Annotated in this window: 24 protein-coding genes; 7 read left to right on the top strand and 17 right to left on the bottom strand. The window is 71.3% G+C overall.

The window, feature by feature from the left end:
* Window positions 1–88: 88 nt before the first annotated feature.
* Complete coding sequence (locus tag QNO09_RS29710) at window positions 89–2,008, bottom strand: AMP-dependent synthetase/ligase (RefSeq protein ID WP_502962359.1); 1,920 nt, start codon at window positions 2,006–2,008, stop codon at window positions 89–91.
* A 233-nt stretch (window positions 2,009–2,241) separates the two neighbouring features.
* The gene (locus QNO09_RS29705) at window positions 2,242–3,531 is read right to left on the bottom strand and encodes an acetyl-CoA C-acetyltransferase (RefSeq protein ID WP_283973338.1); all 1,290 of its coding nucleotides are present in this window, start codon (window positions 3,529–3,531) and stop codon (window positions 2,242–2,244) included.
* A 105-nt stretch (window positions 3,532–3,636) separates the two neighbouring features.
* Between QNO09_RS29705 and QNO09_RS29700 the strand changes: the two genes are divergently transcribed.
* Both QNO09_RS29700 and QNO09_RS29695 read left to right on the top strand, forming a co-directional pair.
* Window positions 3,637–4,938: a 3-oxoacyl-ACP reductase gene (locus tag QNO09_RS29700; protein ID WP_283973337.1), complete on the top strand. Its 1,302-nt coding sequence runs from the start codon at window positions 3,637–3,639 to the stop codon at window positions 4,936–4,938.
* Window positions 4,938–5,789 carry a MaoC/PaaZ C-terminal domain-containing protein gene (locus tag QNO09_RS29695; protein WP_283973336.1) on the top strand — a complete coding sequence of 284 codons (852 nt, stop codon included), beginning with the start codon at window positions 4,938–4,940 and terminating at the stop codon, window positions 5,787–5,789. Before QNO09_RS29700 ends, QNO09_RS29695 begins: the two co-directional genes overlap by 1 nt.
* Here QNO09_RS29695 and QNO09_RS29690 read toward each other — a convergent pair.
* From QNO09_RS29690 to QNO09_RS29655, 9 genes are all read right to left on the bottom strand, one after another.
* A complete protein-coding gene (locus tag QNO09_RS29690) occupies window positions 5,777–6,442 on the bottom strand; it encodes a TetR/AcrR family transcriptional regulator (RefSeq protein WP_283973335.1) in 666 nt (221 codons plus the stop codon). The two genes, QNO09_RS29695 and QNO09_RS29690, sit on opposite strands and share 13 nt — an antisense overlap.
* Window positions 6,443–6,538: 96 nt before the next feature.
* Window positions 6,539–7,861, bottom strand: a complete 1,323-nt coding sequence (locus QNO09_RS29685) for a dicarboxylate/amino acid:cation symporter (RefSeq protein ID WP_283973334.1) — start codon at window positions 7,859–7,861, stop codon at window positions 6,539–6,541.
* 66 nt (window positions 7,862–7,927) lie between these two features.
* Window positions 7,928–8,029 carry a putative leader peptide gene (locus QNO09_RS39750; protein ID WP_349636994.1) on the bottom strand — a complete coding sequence of 34 codons (102 nt, stop codon included), beginning with the start codon at window positions 8,027–8,029 and terminating at the stop codon, window positions 7,928–7,930.
* A gap of 141 nt (window positions 8,030–8,170) precedes the next feature.
* Complete coding sequence (locus tag QNO09_RS29680; protein ID WP_283973333.1) at window positions 8,171–8,470, bottom strand: DUF4229 domain-containing protein; 300 nt, start codon at window positions 8,468–8,470, stop codon at window positions 8,171–8,173.
* Window positions 8,471–8,561: 91 nt separating this feature from the next.
* The gene (locus QNO09_RS29675; RefSeq protein ID WP_283973332.1) at window positions 8,562–9,086 is read right to left on the bottom strand and encodes a GNAT family N-acetyltransferase; all 525 of its coding nucleotides are present in this window, start codon (window positions 9,084–9,086) and stop codon (window positions 8,562–8,564) included.
* A 16-nt stretch (window positions 9,087–9,102) separates the two neighbouring features.
* Window positions 9,103–9,753 (bottom strand): UdgX family uracil-DNA binding protein, encoded by a 651-nt coding sequence (locus tag QNO09_RS29670; RefSeq protein ID WP_283973331.1) that lies wholly within the window; start codon window positions 9,751–9,753, stop codon window positions 9,103–9,105.
* Window positions 9,754–9,855: 102 nt separating this feature from the next.
* The gene (mqnE, locus tag QNO09_RS29665; RefSeq protein WP_283973330.1) at window positions 9,856–11,019 is read right to left on the bottom strand and encodes an aminofutalosine synthase MqnE; all 1,164 of its coding nucleotides are present in this window, start codon (window positions 11,017–11,019) and stop codon (window positions 9,856–9,858) included.
* A gap of 37 nt (window positions 11,020–11,056) precedes the next feature.
* Window positions 11,057–11,512, bottom strand: coding sequence for an Lrp/AsnC family transcriptional regulator (locus QNO09_RS29660; protein ID WP_283973329.1), 456 nt, complete (start codon window positions 11,510–11,512; stop codon window positions 11,057–11,059).
* A 57-nt stretch (window positions 11,513–11,569) separates the two neighbouring features.
* Complete coding sequence (locus tag QNO09_RS29655; RefSeq protein WP_283973328.1) at window positions 11,570–12,232, bottom strand: UbiX family flavin prenyltransferase; 663 nt, start codon at window positions 12,230–12,232, stop codon at window positions 11,570–11,572.
* Window positions 12,233–12,346: 114 nt separating this feature from the next.
* Here QNO09_RS29655 and QNO09_RS29650 point away from each other — a divergent pair, with 114 nt between their 5' ends.
* Window positions 12,347–12,955 carry a rhomboid family intramembrane serine protease gene (locus QNO09_RS29650; protein WP_283973327.1) on the top strand — a complete coding sequence of 203 codons (609 nt, stop codon included), beginning with the start codon at window positions 12,347–12,349 and terminating at the stop codon, window positions 12,953–12,955.
* Here the strand turns inward: QNO09_RS29650 and mqnP are convergent, their stop codons facing one another.
* Window positions 12,956–13,858 (bottom strand): menaquinone biosynthesis prenyltransferase MqnP, encoded by a 903-nt coding sequence (gene mqnP / locus QNO09_RS29645; RefSeq protein WP_283973326.1) that lies wholly within the window; start codon window positions 13,856–13,858, stop codon window positions 12,956–12,958.
* Window positions 13,855–15,306 carry a menaquinone biosynthesis decarboxylase gene (locus QNO09_RS29640; RefSeq protein ID WP_283973325.1) on the bottom strand — a complete coding sequence of 484 codons (1,452 nt, stop codon included), beginning with the start codon at window positions 15,304–15,306 and terminating at the stop codon, window positions 13,855–13,857. Before QNO09_RS29640 ends, mqnP begins: the two co-directional genes overlap by 4 nt.
* 69 nt (window positions 15,307–15,375) lie before the next feature.
* Here QNO09_RS29640 and QNO09_RS29635 point away from each other — a divergent pair, with 69 nt between their 5' ends.
* From QNO09_RS29635 to QNO09_RS29625, 3 genes are all read left to right on the top strand, one after another.
* Entirely contained in the window at window positions 15,376–15,669 is a 294-nt protein-coding gene (locus QNO09_RS29635; protein WP_283973324.1) for a PLD nuclease N-terminal domain-containing protein, read from the top strand.
* A 129-nt stretch (window positions 15,670–15,798) separates the two neighbouring features.
* Window positions 15,799–16,404 carry a DUF6232 family protein gene (locus QNO09_RS29630; RefSeq protein WP_283973323.1) on the top strand — a complete coding sequence of 202 codons (606 nt, stop codon included), beginning with the start codon at window positions 15,799–15,801 and terminating at the stop codon, window positions 16,402–16,404.
* On the top strand, window positions 16,401–16,745 hold the full coding sequence (locus QNO09_RS29625; protein ID WP_283973322.1) for a hypothetical protein: 345 nt from the start codon (window positions 16,401–16,403) through the stop codon (window positions 16,743–16,745). The genes QNO09_RS29630 and QNO09_RS29625 overlap by 4 nt, the downstream gene beginning before the upstream one ends.
* A 1-nt stretch (window position 16,746) precedes the next feature.
* On the opposite strand, the gene QNO09_RS29620 is transcribed toward QNO09_RS29625, so the two are convergent.
* On the bottom strand, window positions 16,747–16,860 hold the full coding sequence (locus QNO09_RS29620; protein WP_283973381.1) for a DUF397 domain-containing protein: 114 nt from the start codon (window positions 16,858–16,860) through the stop codon (window positions 16,747–16,749).
* Window positions 16,808–17,767, bottom strand: a complete 960-nt coding sequence (locus tag QNO09_RS29615) for a helix-turn-helix domain-containing protein (protein ID WP_283973321.1) — start codon at window positions 17,765–17,767, stop codon at window positions 16,808–16,810. The genes QNO09_RS29620 and QNO09_RS29615 overlap by 53 nt, the downstream gene beginning before the upstream one ends.
* Window positions 17,768–17,872: 105 nt before the next feature.
* On the opposite strand from QNO09_RS29615, the gene QNO09_RS39745 reads away from it, so the two are divergent.
* Window positions 17,873–18,478: a DUF7848 domain-containing protein gene (locus QNO09_RS39745; RefSeq protein WP_349636993.1), complete on the top strand. Its 606-nt coding sequence runs from the start codon at window positions 17,873–17,875 to the stop codon at window positions 18,476–18,478.
* 21 nt (window positions 18,479–18,499) lie between these two features.
* On the opposite strand, the gene QNO09_RS29605 is transcribed toward QNO09_RS39745, so the two are convergent.
* The gene (locus QNO09_RS29605; protein WP_283973320.1) at window positions 18,500–18,913 is read right to left on the bottom strand and encodes a DUF6281 family protein; all 414 of its coding nucleotides are present in this window, start codon (window positions 18,911–18,913) and stop codon (window positions 18,500–18,502) included.
* 75 nt (window positions 18,914–18,988) lie between these two features.
* Window positions 18,989–21,436, bottom strand: coding sequence for an excinuclease ABC subunit UvrA (uvrA, locus tag QNO09_RS29600; protein ID WP_283973319.1), 2,448 nt, complete (start codon window positions 21,434–21,436; stop codon window positions 18,989–18,991).
* Between the last annotated feature and the right edge of the window lie 3 nt (window positions 21,437–21,439).

Raw genomic sequence — 21,439 nt, 5'->3', positions numbered from 1 at the left:
GGGATGCATCGTGACGAGGTGGTCGAAAGCCAACGGGCAGACGCCTGGCGTCGTCAAGAACCACGTGTGAAGAGATCGCAAAGGTGCCTCACCGCGTGTACAGGGCCTCCACTTCCGCGGCGAACGCGCGCAGCACGGCCTCCCGGCGGAGCTTCATCGACGGGGTGAGGTGGCCCGCCTCCTCGGTGAAGTCCTCGGGGAGGACGGCGAAGCGGCGGATGGACTCCGGGCGGGAGACCATCTTGTTGGCCTCGTCGACGGCCCGTTGGAGCACGGCGCGCAGTTCCTCGTCGTCGACGAGGAGCCCCGGCGGTACGGGGTGCTTGCCGTTCATCTGACGCCAGTGGGTGATGCCGGCCGGGTCGAGGGTGATCAGCGCGGAGACGAACGGGCGGCCGTCGCCCAGGACGAGGCACTGGGAGATCAGCGGGTGCGCGCGCAGCCAGTTCTCCAGGGGGGCCGGGGCGACGGACTTGCCGCCCGCGGTGATCAGCAGTTCCTTCTTGCGGCCGGTGATCGTCAGGTAGCCCTCGTCGTCCAGTTCGCCGATGTCGCCGGTGGCGAGCCAGCCGTCGGGGGCGGCGGGGGTGACGCCGCCGGCCTGCGGGTCCCAGTAGCCGCGCAGCACGTGGTCGCCGGCGACGAGGATCTCCCCGTCGGCGGCGATGCGGACGCGGGTGCCGGGCAGGGGCCAGCCGACGGTGCCCAGGCGGGGTTTCAGGGGCGGGGTGACGGTGCTCGCGCCGGTGGTCTCCGTCAGTCCGTAGCCCCCGAAGATCTCGATGCCGGCACCGGCGTAGAACGCGGAGAGGCGGCGGCCGAGCGGGGAGCCGCCGCAGATGGCGTAGCGGACTCTGCCGCCCATGGCGTTGCGGATGCGGCGGTAGACCAGCGGGTCGTAGAAGGCCCGGGCGGTCTTGAGGGCGCGGGTGGGGCCGGGGCCGGTGCCCGTCTGCTGGGCCTCCAGGGCTTCTCCGTAGCGCTGTGCCACCGCCACCGCGCGGTCGAACGACGCGGCCCGGCCGCCCGCCTCGGCTTTGGCGCGGGCGGAGTTGAAGACCTTCTCCAGCATGTAGGGGATGGCCAGCAGGCAGGTCGGCCGGAAGCTCGCCAGGTCCGGCAGCAGGTGCTCGGCCTTGATGCTGGGCGCGTGGCCCAGCCGTACGCGGGCCCGGACGCAGGCGATGGCCACCATGCGGCCGAAGATGTGGGACATCGGCAGGAACAGCAGGACGGAGGCCTCTTCGCCGGTCTTCGCCCGGAAGACGGGGTAGAGCAGCTCGATGGCGTTGTCGACCTCGGCGAAGAAGTTGCCGTGGGTGAGTGCGCAGCCCTTGGGGCGGCCGGTGGTGCCCGAGGTGTAGACGAGGGTGGCGAGGGTGTCGGGGCCGAGCATGCCGCGCCGCACCTCGACCTCCTGGTCGGACAGGTGGGTCCCGGCTTCGGCGAGCCGCGCCACGTGGCCCTTCTCGACGACCCACAGGTGCTTGAGGTCGGGCAGGCGTTCGCGTTCGGGGCCGAGGGCGGCGGCCTGTGCGGTGGTCTCGGTGACCAGGGCGACCGCGCCGGAGTCCTGGAGGATCCAGCGGGCCTGGAAGACGGAGGAGGTGGGGTAGACGGGGACGGTGACCAGTCCGGCCGCCCAGGCGGCGAAGTCCAGGACCGTCCACTCGTAGACGGTGCGGGCCATCACGGCGACCCGGTCGCCCGGCAGCAGGCCCTCGGCGATCAGGCCCTTCGCCACGGCCGTCACCTGCCCGGCGAACTGTCCGGCCGTGACGTCGCTCCAGCGCCCGTCGGCGTCCTTGCGGCTGAGGGCCACCGCGCCCGGGTTCGCGCTCGCGTTGTCGAACGGGAGGTCGGCGAGGGACCCATGGGTCCACGGCGGGGCCAGCGGCGGTACGGAGACCTCCCGCACGGCCCCGTCCAGCCGCCGTACCTCGGGCTCGACCAGCACCGGCCCTCCGTACGCGTCGCCGTAGGCGGAGGAGGGATACGCAGTGGACACGGGGCGGCTCCTGGGGCGTGCAGCGGGAGAAACTGCTTGCTGCATGACGTACGTGCCTCGCACGCCGAGGCGCTCAACCGGCGAAACCCCAGAAAGTGGTTACTGCCGGTAGGAACGGGATCGTACGGCGTTCACGTGGCGGGTCTGTGCGGGTTCGGGGATGGTACGGAGCCAGGCCTGTGCAGTATCGGGGGTTGGGTGAGGGTTCTTCAGGTTGCGTGCGAGCGCCGCCCTCAGGCCCGCTCCAGGATCGCCGTCACCCCCTGCCCGCCCGCCGCGCAGACGGAGATCAGCCCCCGGGCGGGGGCGTCCCGTTCGGCGAGGAGTCGGGCCAGGGTGGCCACGATCCGGGCGCCCGTGGCGGCGAAGGGGTGGCCGGTCGCGAGGGACGAGCCGGCGACGTTCAGCCGGGCGCGGTCCACCGTGCCGAGGCCCCGCTTCTCCCAGGCGGCGAGGGTCGCCAGCACCTGGGAGGCGAACGCCTCGTGGATCTCGACGAGGTCGAAGTCGTCCAGGCCCAGCCCGGCCCGCTCCAGCATGCGCGGGACGGCGTACGCCGGTGCCATGAGCAGTCCGTCCTCACCGCCGGCCACGTCGCCGCCCACGAAGTCGACGGCCGCCGTCTCGTGGGCGGTGAGGTACGCCAGTGGCTCCAGGCCGCGTTCGCGGGCCCAGTCCTCGCTCGCCAGCAGCACGGTCGCGGCACCGTCCGTCAGCGGGGTGGAGTTCCCGGCCGTCATGGTCGGGTCGGGGTGGTCGAGGCCGAACACCGGTTTCAGGGAGGCGAGTTTCTCCGCCGTCGAGCCGGGGCGCAGGTTCTGGTCGCGGGCCAGGCCGCGGAAGGGGACCACCAGGTCCTGGAAGAAGCCGCGTTCGTACGCCGCCGCCAGCCGCTGGTGGCTGGTGGCCGCGAGTTCGTCCTGTTCCGCGCGGGCGATGCCCCACGCGCGGGCGGTGACGGCGGCGTGTTCGCCCATGGACAGGCCGGTGCGCGGTTCGGCGTTGCGCGGGATGTCGGGGACGAGGTGGGCCGGGCGCAGCTTCGCCAGGGCCTTCAGGCGCCCGCCCGGCGACTTGGCCCGGCGGGCCTGAAGCAGGATGCGGCGCAGGGAGTCGTTGACGCCGAGGGGGGCGTCGCTGGCGGTGTCCGCACCGCCCGCGACGGCCGATTCCGTCTGGCCGAGGGCGATCTTGTTGGCGGCGGCGACGACGGCCTGGAGGCCGGTGCCGCAGGCCTGCTGGATGTCGTAGGCGGGGGTGCGGGGGTGGAGTTTCGAGCCGAGGACGGTCTCGCGGGCGAGGTTGAAGTCGCGGCTGTGCTTGAGCACGGCCCCGGCGACGAACTCGCCGACCGCGCCGGGCTCCTGGAGTCCGTACCGCTCCACGAGGCCGTCCAGGGCGGCGGTGAGCATCTGCTGGTTGGAGGCGGTGGCGTAGGGGCCGTCGGAACGGGCGAAGGGGATGCGCGCTCCGCCGACGATCGCCACGCGCCGCACCGACGGGGACGGCTGCTGGGGGCTCATGTCGACCTGCTCCTCGTCTGTGACGTAGCCTTACCTCCGGTAACCTTACTCCAGAGTAAGCACCTGTGGGTTTCTGTGAGCCGTCCTCGGAACTGGGAGTTGGACATGGCCGACCGCTATCTGCGCTTCACGGGTACCGCGCCCGGCCGCTTCCTCACCCGCCGGCTGGGCCTGCCGCAGCCGGCGGCGCTGACCCGCTGGTCCCCCGAGCGGCCCGCCCTGGACGGCGGTCTGCTGCATCTCGCCGCCGGCCGGTCCGCCCTCGCCCTGGCGCCGGTCCTCGCCCGTACGGGGATCGGACCCGCCGGCTCCGACCGCACGGCCGCCGTCGTCCTGGACGCGACCGGCGTACGGGACGTCGAGGGACTCGCCGAGGTGCACGCGGCCCTGCGTCCGGTTCTGCGGTCGGTCACCCCGAGCGGACGCGTGGTGGTGCTCGGCGCGCCGCTCGACCCCGCCGACCACCACCAGGCCGCGGCCCAGCAGGCCCTGGAGGGCTTCACGCGCTCCCTCGGCAAGGAGATCGGCCGGGGCAGGACGGTGAACCTGCTCCGGCTCACGGACGCCACCGCCGCGGAGTCCACCCTGCGCTTCCTGCTGTCGCCCAAGTCGGCCTACGTGAGCGGGCAGGTGATCGTGGGAACACCCCACGAGAGCGCTCCCCCCGACGGGGAGCGCCCCCTGGCCGGCCGCACCGCCCTGGTCACCGGCGCCGCCCGCGGCATCGGTGAGGCGGTCGCCGAGACACTCGCCCGGGACGGGGCCCGGGTCGTCGTCCTGGACGTGCCGCAGGCCGAGCAGGACGCCCGGCGGGTCGCCGAGCGGCTCGGCGGCACCGCGCTGCCGCTCGACATCACGGCCGCCGACGCGGGCGCGCGGATCGCCGACGCCCTGCCCGACGGCCTGGATCTGCTGATCCACAACGCGGGCGTCACCCGCGACCGGCGTCTGGTGAACATGCCCGCCGAACGCTGGAGTTCCGTCCTCGAAGTGAACCTGGGGAGCGTGCTGCGCACCACGGACGCCCTGCTGAAGGACGGGACGCTGCGGCGCGGCGGCCGGATCGTCGCCACCGCCTCGATCGCGGGGCTCGCGGGCAACGCCGGGCAGACCAACTACGGGGCGAGCAAGGCGGGCGTCGTCGGCCTGGTCCGCTCCCTGGCTCCACGCGCGCTCGCGGAGCACGGCGTGACGGTCAACGCGGTGGCGCCCGGCTTCATCGAGACGAGGATGACGGCGGCCGTCCCGCTGTTCATCCGCGAGGCGGGCCGCCGTATGAACTCCCTCGCCCAGGGCGGTCTCCCGGCCGATGTCGCCGAGACCACCGCCTGGCTGGCCCACCCGGCCTCGGGCGCGGTCAACGGCCAGGTCGTCCGCGTGTGCGGCCAGAGCCTGCTGGGGGCGTGATGACCGCCCCCGCCGATCTCGCCCTCACCCGGTCCCCCTCCCTCGCCCCGCTCCTCGCCCGCGGTGCCCTGCTGTCCCCCTTCAAACGCCCGCGCTCCGACGCGGAGTTCCCCCGCACCCGGCTGGTCGTGCCCGGGCTGCGCGTCGACCTCGCGCGGCTCGCGGCGTACGAGCGGGTCTGCGGGTTCCCCACCGGGGAGGACGCGCTGCCGGTGACCTATCCGCATGTGCTCGGGTTCCCCCTGGCCATGCGGCTGATGAGCGGCCGGGACTTCCCGCTGCCGCTGCTCGGCCTCGTCCACACCTCGATCACGGTCACGCGGCACGGCCGGATGCCGGCGAGCGACGCCTACGAACTCTCGGTGCACGTCGACGGGTTGGCGCCGCACCGACGCGGCACGGAGGCCACCGTCGTCACCGAGGTGCGCGGCGGCGGGGACGTCGTGTGGGAGTCCAGGAGCACGTACCTGGCCCGGCACCGCACGCGGCACCCGGCCGCGGCCCCCCGGGAGACGCAGGCGCGCGAGCCGCTGCCCGAGGTCGCCGAATGGCGGCTCGCCGGGGACGTCGGCCGCCGCTACGGGGCCGCGTCCGGCGACCGCAACCCGATCCACCTGCACCCGCTCACGGCCCGGCTGTTCGGCTTCCCCCGGGCCATCGCCCACGGCATGTGGACGGTGGCCCGCTGCCTCGCCGCGCACGGCGTCACGGAGTGCTGCCATCTGCGCGCGGAGTTCAGGGCACCGGTCCTGCTGCCCGGGACGGTGACGTACGCGGCGCGCGAGGGCCGGTTCGAACTGCGCGGCCGCCAGGACCGGATCCATGTGACGGGGGACGTCTACCCGACGTGAGGGCCCGGCTGCTCCTCCGGGGGTGCCCAGGGCCGCCCCGCCATGAGGTCGCCGAGCCCGGCCCAGGCGAAGTTCATCAAGGTGGCCGCGGCCTGGTGGGCCGTGACGCCGGGGGTGGCGTTGGCCCAGGCGGCGAGCGACTCGGCGGCACCGACCAGGGCCTCGGCGAGCCCGGCGACCTCGCCCTCGGGCAGGTCGGGGTCGCGGTGTGCCTCGCGGGCGCCGGCGAGGATCAGCTGCGTCACGAAGGCGACGATCTCCTCGCGCATCGCGGTGACCTCGGCGGCGAACGGCTCGCCATGCGTGCGCGCCTGGAGGTGCAGAACCGACCACGCGTCCGGGTTCTCGGCGGTGTGCGTGAAGAAGGCGCCGAGGCCTTCCCAGAGCTGCCGGTCGGCGGGCAGGTCGCGGCGCACCCCGGCGCGCACCGCCTCGACGAGGGCCCCCGCCTCCCGGCGGATGCAGGCGGTGAAGAGGTCTTCCTTCGAGTTGAGGTACAGGTAGACCAACGGCTTGGACACGCCGGCGAGTTCGGCTATCTCGTCCATCGACGCGGCCATGTAGCCGCGTTGGCCGAAGATCCGCACGGCGGCGTCCAGCATCTGCTGCTCACGGACCGCACGCGGCATCCGCTTGGTCTTCACGGCACCCATAGCGCTTAGCGTACGGGCCCCCTGGACGGCCCTCGCCCGGGAAGCCGGGGAAGGACCGCTCAGGGGGCCCGTCGACGCGTGCGGCCGGCCGGTCGGTCAGGCGACCGCGGGCACCGGCTCCGCCTTGTCGCGCGGCTCGTCACGCGGCTCGTCGAGCGGCTCGTCCAGGGAGGAGCCGTCGGCCGTGGCGTACGCGTCGCGGTCGAGCAGGTTCTCGCGGGCGGAGACCAGCACCGGGATCAGCGCCTGCCCGGCGACGTTGGTCGCGGTGCGGATCATGTCCAGGATCGGGTCGATCGCGAGGAGCAGGCCCACGCCCTCCATCGGCAGGCCGAGGGTGGAGAGGGTGAGGGTCAGCATGACCGTCGCGCCGGTGAGACCGGCCGTGGCGGCGGAGCCGACCACCGAGACGAACGCGATCAGCAGGTAGTCGCCGATGCCGAGCTGGATGTCGAAGATCTGGGCCACGAAGATCGCGGCGATCGCCGGGTAGATCGCGGCGCAGCCGTCCATCTTGGTCGTCGCGCCGAACGGCACGGCGAAGGAGGCGTACTCCTTGGGCACGCCGAGCCGCTCGGTGACCTTCTGCGTCAGCGGCATGGTGCCCACGGACGAGCGGGAGACGAAGGCCAGCTGGATCGCGGGCCAGGCGCCCTTGAAGAACTGGACGGGGTTGACCTTGGCGACGGTGGCGAGCAGCGTCGGGTAGACGCCGAACATCACGATGAGGCAGCCGATGTAGATGTCGGCGGTGAACGTCGCGTACTTGCCGATCAGGTCCCAGCCGTAGGTGGCGATGGCGTGGCCGATCAGGCCGATCGTGCCGAGCGGGGCGAGCCGGATGACCCACCACAGCGCCTTCTGCAGCAGGCTGAGGACGGACTCGCTGAGGGTGAGGATCGGCTGGGCCTTCTCACCGAGCTGGAGCGCGGCGATACCGGCGACGGCGGCCATGAAGACGATCTGGAGCACGTTCAGCTCGGTGAACGGCGTGATGACGTCGGTCGGGACGATGCCGGTCAGGAAGTCGATCCAGGAACCGGTGCTCTCGGGCTTCGCGCCGTCCTTGGGCGTGAGGCCGGTACCGGCGCCCGGGTTGGTCAGCAGGCCGATGACCAGGCCGATGCTCACCGCGATCAGCGACGTGATCATGAACCAGAGGAGGGTGCGCGAGGCCAGGCGGGCCGCGTTGTTGACCTTCCGCAGGTTGGTGATCGAGACCAGGATCGCGAAGAAGACCAGCGGGGCGACCGCGAGCTTCAGCAGCCCGATGAAGGTGTCGCCGACCTTTTCCAGCGTCGTGACCAGCCAGGACAGGTCCTGGCTGCGAGCCAGCCAGCCGAGCAGCACACCCAGGACGAGACCGGCGAGTATCTGGGCCCAGAAGGGCACCTTGAAGGACTTCGTGTGTGAGGACACGGACTGACTCCGTTGGGGGGACGCGTAGGGGAACTGACGTGGGAGACGGCGGGGGGTTGCGTTACGTCAGGAACGACAGAAAGCGGACGCGCACCGACAGAGATCCACGTGCAGGCGCGCCACGAGCGGAACGCTCAGGGGCGAGTGGGGCGCGACTGCTGACTTCATACAACGACCTTAACACCGGAGCTTTGAGGACCTCAAAGCCTGGCTTTGAGAGGTGATGACTCACACACACCCATACAACGCAAAGCGCCCCGTTTCCGAGCATGTACGGAAACGGGGCGCCGCGAACGCGTGTGAGGGACCTTACGAGGCCTGTCCCTGGGCCCGGGCGGTGTCGTCGGCCCCGTCCTCCTGGCTGCGGTTGGCGTCCAGGTTGGCCTTCATCCGGTCGACCCGCCGCGCGACCTGGACGGACGCCCGGTCCCGCTCCTTGCGCAGCACGACGAAGCTGATCGGCGCGGAGATCAGCAGGGCGAGCATCACGATCCACAGACCGTTGGACGCGCCGAGGCCGCGCGGGGCGAGGCCGGAGTAGACGAGGCCCCAGACGACCACGAGGCAGCCCACGAAGATCCCGAGGCGCATCAGCGTGTAGCGGAGCATCTCAATCCACTCTTCCGGTTCGAACGGTCGGAACGCACCCAAAGGGGCACCGTCCAGTGAAGCACGGCGGGCGGCCGATCTTGCAGGGGGGTCAGGCCAGGGGCAGCAGCATGACGACGTCGTCCCGGTCGTCCCCGGGACCCACACGGATCGCTCCGGGAATCCGCCCGACCTCCTTGTAGCCGCAGGTGGCGTAGAACCGCTCCAGCCCGAGACCGCCCCGGCAGGTCAGCCGGATCGCCTCGATCCCGTCCATGCCCCGGGCCGCGTCGGCGGCGGCGGCGAGCAGGTCGCGGCCGTAGCCCTTGCCCTGGTGACGCGGATGCACCATCACGGTGTACAGCCACAGCCAGTGGGTCATCAGGTGGTGCGTGTTGAAGGTCAGGAACGCGGTCGCCGCGACCCGCCCCGCCTCGTCGTGCCCGACGAGCAGTTTGACCCGCCCCTCCGCCATCAAGGCGAAGTGCTGCACCAGCGCGGGGCGGATCTCCTCCCGCGTCACCGGCGGCACGTACCCGACGGCGCCTCCGGCGTTGGAGACATCGGCCCACAGATCGAGCAAGCCGTCACGCATAGCGGGGGTGACGGCGGGGCCGAGTGTGAAGGTAAGGGGCATACCAGGATTGTAGCTATTACACCAGGGTGTCTGCCGCCACCCTCAGGTCCGACACCAGCCCCCGGTAGGCCGCCTCCCGGTCGTCGGACCGCAGCACCGACGACGGATGCACGGTCGGCACGAGCCGCTCCGGCCGCCCGTGGATCTCCTCCTCCAGCACGGTGCCACGCACCTGGGTGACCCGGAAGGAGGACCCGAGCAGCGCCTTCCCGGCCGTGGCCCCCAGGACGACGATCAGCTCCGGCTCCACGACCGCGAGCTCCGCGGCGAGCCAGGGCCCGCACGCGGTCGTCTCCCGCAGGTTCGGCGCCTTGTGGATCCGCCGCTTGCGGGGCTCGGCCCGGGTGAACTTGAAGTGCTTCACGGCGTTGGTGACATACGCCTCGGAGGGATCGATGCCGGCTTCCGTCAGAGCCCGGTCCAGCAGCTTCCCGGCTGGCCCGACGAACGGCTTCCCCTGCCGGTCCTCCTGATCCCCGGGCTGCTCCCCGACGAGCACGACCCGGGCGTCCTTGCTCCCGTCCCCGAACACGGTCCGGGTGGCGTCCCGGTGCAACGGGCAGCCCCGGCATTCGGCGGCGGCCTTCCGCAGAGCGGGAAGCCCGCCGCGCCCGGGCAGGAAGGGCTCAGCGGTGCAGGCGTCCTCAGGCGCCGAGGTCCTGACCATGCCCTCCGAGTACCCCACCCAGGGGCGCGGGACTCTGCCGATATGCGGCTCCGCCGCGGGGCGCGAACAACCCCCACACGCCCGCAGCCGCCCTCGACGGAGTCAGACCCGCATCGGCTGCGGCGACTCGCGACGCTCCGGGTCAGGACCCTCGTACTCCCGGATGATCTCGTACCGAGTGTTCCGCTCCACCGGCCGGAACCCGGCATCGCGGATCAGATCGAGCAGGTCCTCACGCGTCAGCTTGTTCGGCGTCCCGTAGTTGTCCGCGTCGTGCGTGATCTTGTACTCGACGACCGACCCGTCCATGTCGTCGGCCCCGTGCTGCAAGGCGAGCTGCGCGGTCTGCACGCCGTGCATGACCCAGAAGACCTTGACGTGCGGCACGTTGTCGAACAGCAGCCGCGACACCGCGAAGGTCTTGAGCGCCTCGGCGCCCGTCGCCATCTGCGTCCGGGCCTGGAGCCGGTTGCGGACCTTGCCGTCCCGCATGTCGACGAAGTCGTGCTGGTAGCGCAGCGGGATGAAGACCTGGAAGCCCCCGGTCTCGTCCTGCAGCTCACGCAGCCGCAGCACGTGGTCCACCCGGTGCCGGGGCTCCTCGATGTGCCCGTACAGCATCGTGCACGGGGTCTTCAGACCCTTCTCGTGCGCGAGCCGGTGGATGCGGGACCAGTCCTCCCAGTGGGTGCGGTGGTCCACGATGTGCTGCCGGACCTCCCAGTCGAAGATCTCGGCGCCACCACCGGTCAGGGACTCCAGACCGGCGTCGATCAGCTCGTCGAGGATCTCCGACGCGCTCATCCCCGAGATGGTCTCGAAGTGGTGGATCTCCGTCGCCGTGAACGCCTTCAGCGAGACGTCCGGCAGCGCCGCCTTCAGTTCGCGCAGCGACCGCGGGTAGTACCGCCACGGCAGGTTCGGGTGGAGCCCGTTGACGATGTGCAGCTCGGTGAGGTTGTCCGACTCCATCGCCTTGGCGAGCTTGACGGCCTCCTCGATCCGCATCGTGTACGCGTCCTTCTCCCCCGGCTTGCGCTGGAAGGAGCAGTACGCGCAGGAGGCCGTGCACACGTTGGTCATGTTGAGGTGCCGGTTGACGTTGAAGTGCACGACGTCGCCGTTCTTGCGGGTGCGCACCTCGTGCGCCAGCCCGCCGAGCCAGGCCAGGTCGTCCGACTCGTACAGCGCGATGCCGTCCTCACGGGTCAGGCGGACGCCCGTCCTGACCTTCTCCTCCAGCTCGCGCTTGAGCCCGAGATCCATGCCCACACCTTTCATCGACAACGCCCCCACCGTACGACTACTCCTCTTCCGGCAGCTCTCCGACCCGGTTCTCCCACTTGGTGGACAGCACGATGGTGGTGCGCGTCCGCGAGACGCCCTTCGTGCCGCTGAGCCGCCGGATGATCTTCTCCAGGCCGTCCACGTCCGCCGCCCGCACCTTGAGCATGTACGAGTCGTCCCCGGCGATGAACCAGCAGTCCTCGATCTCCGAGAGGTCCTTCAGGCGCTGCGCCACGTCCTCGTGGTCGGTGGCGTCCGAGAGGGAGATGCCGATCAGGGCGGTGACACCGAGGCCGAGCGAGGCGGCGTCGACGGTGGCCCGGTAGCCGGTGATGACCCCGGCCGCCTCCAGCCGGTTGATGCGGTCGGTGACACTGGGTCCCGACAGTCCGACGAGGCGTCCCAGCTCCGCGTAGGAGGCCCGGCCGTTCTCCCTCAGGGCCTGGATGAGCTGCCTGTCCACCGCGTCCATTGCGATCGAAGCCTTCCGCTGAAGTTGTCGTTGAGTCCGATGAGGTTCGGGTGCCGCTCAGCCGTCGCGGTGCGCACCGCCGCCGAGTTCACCCTGCCAACGGCGGTAGAGCCGGTGCGGCACGCCCGCCGCGTCGAGTACGCGCCCGGCGACGAAGTCCACCAGGTCCTGGATGTGCGTCGCGCCCGCGTAGAAGGCGGGCGAGGCGGGCACGACCGTCGCGCCCGCCTCGTCGAGGGTGACCAGGTGCCGCAGGGTCTGGCCGTTCAGCGGGGTCTCGCGCACGGCCACGATCAGCTTGCGTCCCTCTTTGAGGGTCACGCTCGCCGCCCGCTGCAACAGGTCCTTCGACAGGCCGAGCGCGACCCCGGCCACGCTCGCCGTCGAGGCGGGCACGATGAGCATGCCCTTGGTCGGGTACGACCCCGAGGACGGCCCGGCGGCCAGGTCGCCGGCGCTCCAGTGACGTACGGCACCGATGTCGACGGCGAAGGTGTCCGGCTTGCCGTCGGCGCCCCGGGACAGCCATTCCCGCAGGTCGGCCTGCCAGTGGGCGTCCCGGAAGGAGATCCCGGTCTCGTCCAGCAAGGTCAGCCGGGAGGCCCGGGACACCACGAGATCGACGCTCTCGCCGGCGTCGAGAAGAGCCCGCAGCACAGCAGCGGCATACGGGGTGCCGGAGGCCCCGGACACCCCTACGATCCAAGGCGTACGCGGCATCTCGCCTGGCTTGACTGGGTTCACAACACCGAGCCTATCCGGCGTCGCGGAAGGGAACCGGCCAAGGGGGGCGGGCCGTTGCACGGGAAGGACGAGCGAGCGCTGGAGGCCGCCATGTCAGACACCGGAGCCGGGTGGTCGACGAGCGACCGTGCGCCCGCCGCGATCAAGCTGATGCTGGCCTGGGTGGCGCTGCTGTGGCTGCTGGAAGTGGTGGACGTGGCGACCGGCCACGCGCTGGACGGCTTCGGTGTCACCCCGCGCGAGCCGTCCGAGCTGGCCGATGTCGTGCCCTCGGCCTTCATCCACTTCGGCTTCGCCCACCTGGCCGCGAACACCGTGCCGCTGCTGGTCCTCGGCTTCCTCGCCGCGCTCACGGGCCTGCGCCGGTTCCTGCTGGTGTGCGCGCTGATCGTCGTCGTGGACGGCCTGGGTGTCTGGCTCGTCGCCCCGGACCGCACCAACACCGCGGGCGCCTCCGGCCTCATCTTCGGCCTGTTCGGCTTCCTCCTGGTCAGCGGCTTCGTCGAGCGGCGTCCCTGGGGCGTCCTGGCCGGCGTGCTGATCGCCGCGGTCTGGGGCGGCTCCATCCTCGCGGGCCTCGCCCCGACCCAGACGGGCGTCAGCTGGCAGGGCCACCTGATAGGCCTGCTCGCGGGGGTGGCGGCGGCGTTCCTGTTCCGCCGCCGCCCGCGACAGGGGCGAGCGCCCGTCGCACCGTGATCAGACGGTCAGACCCCGCACCAGCAGGTCCAGCAGCGCGCACACGAACAGGGCTATCCCGATGAAGCCGTTGACGCTGAAGAACGCGCGGTTGACGCGGGACACATCGTGGGGGCGGACGATCGAGTGCTCGTACACGAACGCTCCGGCCACGATCAGCAGGCCCAGCCAGAAGAACGCGCCCGCGCCGGTGGCGAGGGCGTACCAGACGAACAGGACCGTCGTCAGCGCGTGACAGACCCGGGCACCCCAGATCGCCGACGGGATACCGAAGCGGGCGGGGACGGACATGACGCCGATCTCGCGGTCGGTCTCCACGTCCTGGCAGGCGTAGATCAGGTCGAAGCCGCCGATCCAGATGCCCACGGCCAGACCGAGGATCACCGCGTCCCAGGACCACTCCCCCGAGATCGCCAGCCAGCCGCCGACCGGGCCCATGGCCTGGGCGAGGCCCAGGATGGCCTGCGGGAAGTTCGTGAACCGCTTGCCGTACGGGTAGACCACCATCGGGATCACCGCGATGGGGGCCAGCGCCAGGCACAGCGGATTGAGCAGGGCCGCCGCGCCGAGGAACACGGCCAGGGCGATCAGCGCACCCGTCCACGCGTGCTTCACCGACATCGCGCCCGTCACCAGCTCGCGCTGCGCCGTGCGCGGGTTACGGGCGTCGATCTCCCGGTCGATGATCCGGTTGACCGCCATCGCGAAGGTGCGCAGGCCGACCATGGCGACCGTGACCAGCAGCAGCCGGCCCCAGTGGACGTTCCTGTCCCACTGGTACATCGCCGTGAGCGCGGCGATGTAGGCGAAGGGCAGCGCGAAGACCGAGTGCTCGATCATCACCAGCCGCAGGAACGCCTTGGTGCGTCCCGGCTGGGGGATCGCGGCGGAAGCGGAGGTCACAGCCCGTACTCCTTCCAGCGGCGGTCCACCTTCGCCGCCGTCTCCGGGTCGGACTCCACCATGTCGGGCCAGCCGCCGTCGCGCGTGTAGCCCTCCTCGGGCCACTTCCTCGTCGCGTCGATACCGGCCTTGCCGCCCCAGAACTGCTGGTAGGAGGCGTGGTCGAGGTGGTCGACCGGGCCCTCGACGATCGACAGGTCCCGGGCGTAGTCCGTGTTGCCCAGCGCCCGCCAGGCGACCTCGTGCAGGTCGTGCACATCGCAGTCGGAGTCGACGACCACGATCAGCTTGGTCAGCGACATCATGTGCGCGCCCCAGACGGCGTGCATGACCTTCTGCGCGTGCTTCGGGTACTTCTTGTCGATCGAGACGATCGCGCAGTTGTGGAAGCCGCCCGCCTCCGGCAGGTGGTAGTCCACGATGTCCGGCACGATGATCTTCAGCAGCGGTAGGAAGAAGCGTTCCGTCGCCCGTCCCAGGGGCCCGTCCTCCGTCGGGGGCCTGCCCACGACGATCGACTGGAGCAGGGGCCGCTTCCGCATCGTGACGCAGTCGATCTTCAGCGCCGGGAAGGGCTCCTGCGGCGTGTAGAAGCCGGTGTGGTCGCCGAAGGGACCCTCGGGCAGCATCTCGCCGGGCTCCAGCCAGCCCTCGATCACGACCTCGGCCTGCGCCGGAACCTGGAGCGGGACGGTCTTGCAGTCGACCATCTCGATCCGCTTGCCCGCGAGGAACCCGGCGAACAGGTACTCGTCGATGTCCCCGGGCAGCGGCGCCGTGGAGGCGTACGTCACGGCGGGCGGGCAACCGAAGGCGATCGCGACGGGCAGCCGCTCTCCCCGGCGCGCGGCCACCTGGTAGTGGTTCCGGCTGTCCTTGTGGATCTGCCAGTGCATGCCGATGGTGCGCTGGTCGTGCCGCTGGAGCCGGTAGAGGCCCAGGTTGCGCACGCCGCTCTCCGGGTCCTTGGTGTGGGTGAGCCCCAGGTTGAAGAACGACCCGCCGTCCTTCGGCCAGGTGAACAGGGCCGGGAGCCGGTCCAGGTCCACGTCGTCCCCGGTCAGGACGACCTCCTGCACGGGGCCGTCCTTCACCTTCTTCGGCGGCACGTGCGTCATCGCGCCGAGCTTGCCGAAGGCCTCGCGCACACCGACGAACCCGTGCGGCAGCTCGGGCTTCAGCAGCCCGCCGATCCGCTCGGAGATCTCGGCGTACGACTTCAGGCCCAGGGCCTTCAGCAGCCGCCGGTCCGTGCCGAACACGTTCATCGCGAGCGGCATGCTCGAACCGCGCACGTTCTCGAAGAGCAGTGCCGGGCCGCCCGCCTTCTGCACCCGGTCGACGATCTCCCCGACTTCCAGGTACGGGTCCACCTCGGCCTTGATGCGCTTGAGGTCGCCCTCGCGCTCCAGCGCCCTGAGTAGGGAGCGAAGATCGTCGTAAGCCATGGGGTCCAGTATCCCCGAGCGGCTACTCTGACCCTGAACCGCCCACCCGCTTTCGCTGAGAGGCCGCGCATGCTCCGGGTACTGATGTTCCTCGTGCCGCTGGCGCTGAGCGTGTACGCGTTCATCGACTGCATCAGCACCAAAGACGACGAGATCCGCCACATGCCCAAGCCGCTGTGGGCGATCCTCGTGCTGTTGTTCCCGCTCGTCGGGTCGATCTCCTGGCTGATCGCCGGCAAGAAGCGGGTGCCCGCGGCGGAGCGTCCGCGGCAGTGGGTCGCGCCCGACGACAATCCCGACTTCCTGAAGTCCCTCGACGAGGACAAGAGGAAGGACGACGACCCCAAGCGCGAGGAGTCCTGACCCGCCCGGTTCCCCACCGGGCCCGTGAAACCACTTGCCCTCGGCACACGCATCGTCGTCAATTGGTGTTCACGCAGTCACGGCTGCCACACCACACGCGCCGGCACTCAGGGCACTCAGGGGGACCACATGGAGACACAGCAGCCACCGGGCCAGTACGACGTGCCACCCCCGCCCGCCGCGCCGCCCCGGTCGGTCACCGACGTGGAACTGCGGGTCGGCAAAGGGCTGTTATGGGTCGGCGGAGCGGCCTACCCGCTGCGCAACATCGCCCGGGTGTACACCTTCACCCTCCACCCCAAGCGCAAGGAGGCGGTCATCCGCTTCCTCGCCCGCACCGGGATCATCCTGGCCGCGGCGGTCGGCCTGTCGATCATCGCCGGCCTGACCGTCCTCGCGGACGAGTCCACGGCCGGCGGGCTCCTCGTCTTCGTGTGGCTCGTCGCGGGCGCGGCGCTGGTCTTCTCCTTCGTCGACATGCTCTCCGTACTCACGGCACAGTCGCACTACGTGCTCGCCGTCGAGACGGCCGGCCCGTCCACGGCCATGGTGACCAGCGGCAACCCGCAGCACCTGGACCAGCTCGTGGGCTACGTCGCCGGTGCCCTGGAGAACCCGGAGACCGAGTTCCGGGTGACCGTGGAACGGCTCACGATCAGCTCGCCCACGAACTACTACTTCGGCGACAACGTCAACATGTACGGCGGCAGCGGGAACGTGGGGATCGCGGCATGAACGGCAACAACCACTACTACGGCGACAACGTCACGATGCACGGCGGCAGCGGCAACACGGGCATCGTGAAGAACGGGACCACGGGCGACCCGGACCCCGCCCTGCGGCTGGCCCTCGCCGAACTGATCCGTGAGGTGAGCGAGTTGCGCGACCGGTTGCCGCAGCCGAGCGCGCAGCTCATCGACGAGTCCCTGCCGGTGCTGGCCGCGGACGCGGCGCCGCCGGCCGAGCGGCACCGTGCGCTGCTGGCCGTCGCCGCGATCGCCGCGGCCGTCGGGGCGGTGGGACAGCCGGTGGCGGAGGCCGCGAACCGGATCCTGCAGATGGTGAGCGGACAGTAGTTCAGCGCACGGAGCCGACGAACGCCGCCCAGGCGGACCGGGTGACGACCAGGACCGGTCCGTCAGGGTTCTTGCTGTCGCGCACGGGGACGGTTTCGGGGAAACCTGGGGCTATTTCTATGCAGTTGCCGCCGTTGGCGTCGCTGTAGCTGCTCTTGATCCACGTAACCGCGCTGAGTTCGGGCTCGGTCATGATGCTCGTACCTCTCCATCACGTCGCTGATCAGAGCGGCGGACTCGGGGGCTGACAGAGCGTCCGCCCTGAGCACATCATAAGTGCGGCTATGGCGCGCGAAGAGGGCCGGATCGTCGTTGAAATGACCGCGATCGAGCGATTCCGAGTAGACCCACTCATGCCCATCGGGCAGCTTGATCAGCGACATGGACCCACTGGGTCGAAACAGGCCGAGGCGCGCGGCGGGGGCCACCTGGATCCGGATGTTGGGCCGCCGTCCGACATCGAGCAAGTGAGCGCACTGGGCCCGCATCACGGCAGGGCTGCCGATCATGTTGCGCAGGCAGCTCTCGTCGAGGACGACGACGTACAGCGGTCCGCCGTCGGCCAGGAAGCGCTGCTGGCGACTCAGTCGTGCCCGCACTCGCTCTTCCAACTCCTCGCCCCTCACGAGCAGAGAGAACAGCGACTGCGCGTAGTCCGCTGTCTGCAACAAACCCGGGATCACCCGCTCCTGGTACTCCCGAAGGGCGACCGCCTCCTCATCCATCTCCGCCCGCCGCCGGAACCAGTCCGGATGCTCCACCTGCGGGTACCAGTCGATCCGGCCCCACAGCCGGAGCAACACCCCACCCGTGCCGAGGAGTTCGTCGCAGGTCTTGGCGAACGTGTCCTGCGGCACCCTCGTGCCCGCCTCCACCCGCGCCACATGCGAGCGGTCGCACGGGATCTGCCGTGCCAGGCCCTCCTGCGTCAGCAGGGCCGCCTCGCGGAAGTGCCGCAGCACCTCGCCGAACACGGCCGCCGTGCTCGCTCCCGACTCCGCCCCGCCGTTCCGTCGGCTCACGACTTCCCCCTCCGTGACAGTGCACCGGTGTCACACGCCAGGCATTGAACCGGACCGTCCCCCTGCGCAACGCTTGCTACACCCAGAGTAACGAAGGAGCGCGCAATGGAACCGGGAACGCTCGTCTACGACCCCCAGACGCACAAGGTCGGCGAGTACCAGGACAGGACCGGCCCGTATGTGATGCTCCGCCCGGTCGGCGGTGGCCGGGAGTGGCAGGCGGACCCGGCGAGGATCCGGCCGGCGACCCTGGACGAGCGGCTCAGCGCGGGAGTGCGGGCGGTCAACGACCGTTCCAGGGAGGTGCTGTCGGCTGATCCGAACCGGCCTCCGCTGCCGGTACGAGGGTGCGCGGCATGTGAGGAACTGGCCGCCCGGAGGGACACCGCGCGGGCCGCGTTCGACGGAAGTGCCGTGACGGACGCGAACGTCCTGCTGCGCAAGCACCAACGCGAGGAGCACGGTGGGGAGCCGGCCGGGGGCAGGATCTTCCGGTACGTGCCGTACACGATCGTCCAGGACCCGTCCGCCCTGCCGGAGTACGAGGCGCGCTGCGTCTCGGGCGAGGACGCGGACTGCGGAGCCGGTTCCGGGCTCCGTTCGGCACCGGCCGAGGTCGAGGAGTGGCAGCGCAGGCACACCCAGGAGACGCTGCACCTGCGCTACCGCCGCTGCTTCGCCGACTACGCGGTGCTGGAGCGGCAGGGCTGACGACACCCTGGCCGGTGCCCGTCAGGAGCGGTCGAGGACCTTCCTCAGCTCCGGCGGGAGTCCCTTGACGGACTCGGCGACGACGAGACGGTACTCGCCGGGGTCCTCGGCCACCGCGACGGCGACGGCCGGGTCCACCCCCCGCACGGCGAACGCCGTCACCTGGGCCGGGCGCTCTCCGTCGTCACCGTCGCCGGGGGTGTCGTCGCACGCCGGGCGGATGGCGCTGCCGAGCGGCTCCCCCACGGGGACGTCCGTCTCCGCGCGGGCCAAGTACCTGCGCTTGTCGTACTCGATGACGTACGCGCAGGACGCGTCGGCGCGCCCGCCGCCGTCCGTGGACGCCGCCGTGCAGCCCACGGACAGCGAGAGCAGAGCCGCCGCGAGCAGCGCTCGTGCGGGGCCTTGGGCGACGCGTGGGGGTGACGCCTTCATGGGTGGGCCTCCTTCGGGAGCGGGCGCTCCCGCTCGGCGGATACGCGACGAAGACGTGGGCGGGCGCGGATCGGTTCAGATCCCGGGCGGTCCCTGGGAGATCAGCCGTCCCCCGACCGACCCGCCCCGGGGTCCGAGGTCGATCAGCCAGTCGGAGGCGTGGACGACGTCCAGGTTGTGCTCGACGGTGACGACCGAGTGCCCCGCGTCGACCAGGCGCTGGAGGACGCCGAGAAGGCGGGCGGTGTCCGCGGGGTGCAGGCCGGTCGTCGGTTCGTCGAGGAGGTACAGGGCGTGTCCGGTGGTCCGCCGTCCCAGCTCCCGGGCGAGTTTCAGGCGCTGGGCCTCGCCACCGGAGAGGGTGGTGGCGGGCTGGCCGAGAGGGAGGTAGCCGAGGCCGACGTCGGCCATCCGTCGCAGCCGGGTGGCCACCGGCGGGACGTCCTCGAACACCGTCACGGCCTCGTCCACCGTCGCTCGCAGCACCTCGGCGATGTCGTGGCCCTCGTGCCGGACCGACAGCACCTCCGGCCGGAAGCGGCGGCCCTTGCACGCCGGGCAGCGCACCTCCACCGCCGGGAGGAAGTGCATCGGGACGGTGAGCACGCCCGCTCCCTCGCAGCGTTCGCAGCGTCCCCCGGGCACGTTGAAGGAGAAGTGGCCCGCGTTCAGGCGGCCTCGGCTGCGGGCGGCGAAGACCTCCCGGATCGGGGTGAAGACGTCCGAGTAGGTGGCCGCGTTGGAGCGCGGCATACGGCTGATCGGCTCCTGGTCGATGAGGACGACCTTGGACAGGTGCTCCCAGCCGTCGACGCCGTCGTGCTCGGCGGGCGGTTCCCCGGCGCCGTGGAAGTGGCGCCGGGCGGCCCGGCCGAGGATGTCCAGCAGCAGCGTGGACTTGCCCGAGCCCGACGGGCCCGTGACCGTCACCAGGCGGCGCAGCGGAACGCGTACGGTCAGGTTCTTGAGGTTGTGGGCCCGGGCCCCTCGGATCACGACGGCCGTCGCGCTGTCCCCGCGTCCCCGGGACGGCGGAGCCGACAGCAGGCCGGACAGATACGCGCCGGTCACCGAACCCTCGGTGCGGGCGACCTCCTGCGGTGTGCCCTCGGCGACGATCCGCCCGCCGTCCCGGCCCGCCCCCGGCCCGACGTCCACCAGGTGGTCGGCGGCCTTCAGTACCTCCAGGTCGTGCTCGATGACCAGCACCGTGTTGCCCAGGTCGCGGAGCCTGCGCAGGACCCGTACCAGCCGTTCGGTGTCGGAGGGGTGCAGACCGATCGTCGGCTCGTCGAGGACGTAGAGGACTCCGGTGAGGCCCGAGCCGAGCAGGGCGGCCAGCCGCAGCCGCTGGGTCTCCCCCGCGGACAGGCTCGGTGTGGACTGGTCGAGGGTGAGGTATCCGACGCCGACGTCGACGAGCCGTCCGACGCGTTCCTCCAGATCCGCGACGACCGGCTCGACGAACAGCCACTCGTCCGGTGAGACCCGGTCCCGCGACCCGCCCAGCCACGCGGCCAGCCGGTCGAGCGGGAGCCGGGCCGCCTCGACGATGCCGAGCCCGTGCACGGTCACCGCCCGGCTCTCCGCCCGCAGCCGGGTTCCGCCGCACGCGCCGCAGGGCTGCTTCACCAGGCCCTGCTGCTCGGCCCGTTCGCGGTACTCGGCGTCGTCGGCGCGCTCGCCGTAGCGGCGCAGCAGGGCCGTCGCGACCCCTTCGAAACGACCCGCCGCCACGGTCTCCGGCGGGTCGATGCCGGGGAAGTGACGCCGGAACTCGGGGCTTTCGACGCCGTGGAGGAGCAGGTCCCGCTGCCTGTCGTCGAGTTCGCGCAGCGGCGCGTCCGCGTCGAAGGTGAAGCCGTAGTGGGCGGCGGCGGCCCGCAGCACGGGCAGGCTCCAGTCGGTGTACTTCGCGTTCCAGCCCCGCACGGCCCCCTCGGCCACCGACTTCGCGTCGTCGACCAGGCGTCGCACGTCGGGCCGGATCACCTCGCCCAGGCCGGTGCAGGCCGGGCAGGCTCCGGCGGGCTTGTTGAAGGAGAAGGAGCCCATGACCAGGCCGGGCACGGGGGTGCCGCAGTGCGGGCAGGGCCGCTGCCCGGCCTCGGCGTCCTCGTCGGCCTCGGTGTCGTCGGTGAACGGCGGCGGGACGTCCTTGCCGCAGCCGGGGCAGGGCCGGACCCCGATCCGCGACCACAGCAGCCGCAGGTAGGTGAAGACCTCGGTGACCGTGCCGACCGTGGAGCGCGGGCTGCGGTTGGTGAGGTGCTGGTCGACGCTGATGGACGGGGACAGGCCGGTGATCGAGTCGACGGCGGGCTTGCTGACGAGGCCGGTGACCATGCCCAGCGACTCCAGGTACTGCCGCTGGCCCTCCCGGTGGAGGGTGTCGAACGCGAGGGTGGACTTGCCGGAGCCGGACAGGCCGGTCAGCACGACCAGCTTGTTCTTCGGCAGGGTGAGGGAGACGTTCTTGAGGTTGTTCAGGCGGGCGCCGGTGACGCGGATGCAGTCGTCCATTCC

It is taken from the genome of Streptomyces sp. 378 (assembly GCF_030124145.1).
In the GTDB taxonomy this organism is placed as follows: domain Bacteria; phylum Actinomycetota; class Actinomycetes; order Streptomycetales; family Streptomycetaceae; genus Streptomyces.
This window is presented reverse-complemented; position numbering and strand designations above follow the sequence as displayed.

Coding starts and splice junctions, on each gene's coding strand:
- QNO09_RS29705 (WP_283973338.1), bottom strand. CDS start 3,531: ATGAGCCCCCAGCAGCCGTCCCCGTCGGTGCGGCGCGTGGCGATCGTC.
- QNO09_RS29700 (WP_283973337.1), top strand. CDS start 3,637: ATGGCCGACCGCTATCTGCGCTTCACGGGTACCGCGCCCGGCCGCTTC.
- QNO09_RS29695 (WP_283973336.1), top strand. CDS start 4,938: ATGACCGCCCCCGCCGATCTCGCCCTCACCCGGTCCCCCTCCCTCGCC.
- QNO09_RS29690 (WP_283973335.1), bottom strand. CDS start 6,442: ATGGGTGCCGTGAAGACCAAGCGGATGCCGCGTGCGGTCCGTGAGCAG.
- QNO09_RS39750 (WP_349636994.1), bottom strand. CDS start 8,029: ATGAAGTCAGCAGTCGCGCCCCACTCGCCCCTGAGCGTTCCGCTCGTG.
- QNO09_RS29680 (WP_283973333.1), bottom strand. CDS start 8,470: ATGCTCCGCTACACGCTGATGCGCCTCGGGATCTTCGTGGGCTGCCTC.
- QNO09_RS29675 (WP_283973332.1), bottom strand. CDS start 9,086: ATGCCCCTTACCTTCACACTCGGCCCCGCCGTCACCCCCGCTATGCGT.
- QNO09_RS29670 (WP_283973331.1), bottom strand. CDS start 9,753: ATGGTCAGGACCTCGGCGCCTGAGGACGCCTGCACCGCTGAGCCCTTC.
- mqnE (WP_283973330.1), bottom strand. CDS start 11,019: ATGGATCTCGGGCTCAAGCGCGAGCTGGAGGAGAAGGTCAGGACGGGC.
- QNO09_RS29660 (WP_283973329.1), bottom strand. CDS start 11,512: ATGGACGCGGTGGACAGGCAGCTCATCCAGGCCCTGAGGGAGAACGGC.
- QNO09_RS29655 (WP_283973328.1), bottom strand. CDS start 12,232: ATGCCGCGTACGCCTTGGATCGTAGGGGTGTCCGGGGCCTCCGGCACC.
- QNO09_RS29650 (WP_283973327.1), top strand. CDS start 12,347: ATGTCAGACACCGGAGCCGGGTGGTCGACGAGCGACCGTGCGCCCGCC.
- QNO09_RS29640 (WP_283973325.1), bottom strand. CDS start 15,306: ATGGCTTACGACGATCTTCGCTCCCTACTCAGGGCGCTGGAGCGCGAG.
- QNO09_RS29635 (WP_283973324.1), top strand. CDS start 15,376: ATGCTCCGGGTACTGATGTTCCTCGTGCCGCTGGCGCTGAGCGTGTAC.
- QNO09_RS29630 (WP_283973323.1), top strand. CDS start 15,799: ATGGAGACACAGCAGCCACCGGGCCAGTACGACGTGCCACCCCCGCCC.
- QNO09_RS29625 (WP_283973322.1), top strand. CDS start 16,401: ATGAACGGCAACAACCACTACTACGGCGACAACGTCACGATGCACGGC.
- QNO09_RS39745 (WP_349636993.1), top strand. CDS start 17,873: ATGGAACCGGGAACGCTCGTCTACGACCCCCAGACGCACAAGGTCGGC.
- QNO09_RS29605 (WP_283973320.1), bottom strand. CDS start 18,913: ATGAAGGCGTCACCCCCACGCGTCGCCCAAGGCCCCGCACGAGCGCTG.
- uvrA (WP_283973319.1), bottom strand. CDS start 21,436: ATGGACGACTGCATCCGCGTCACCGGCGCCCGCCTGAACAACCTCAAG.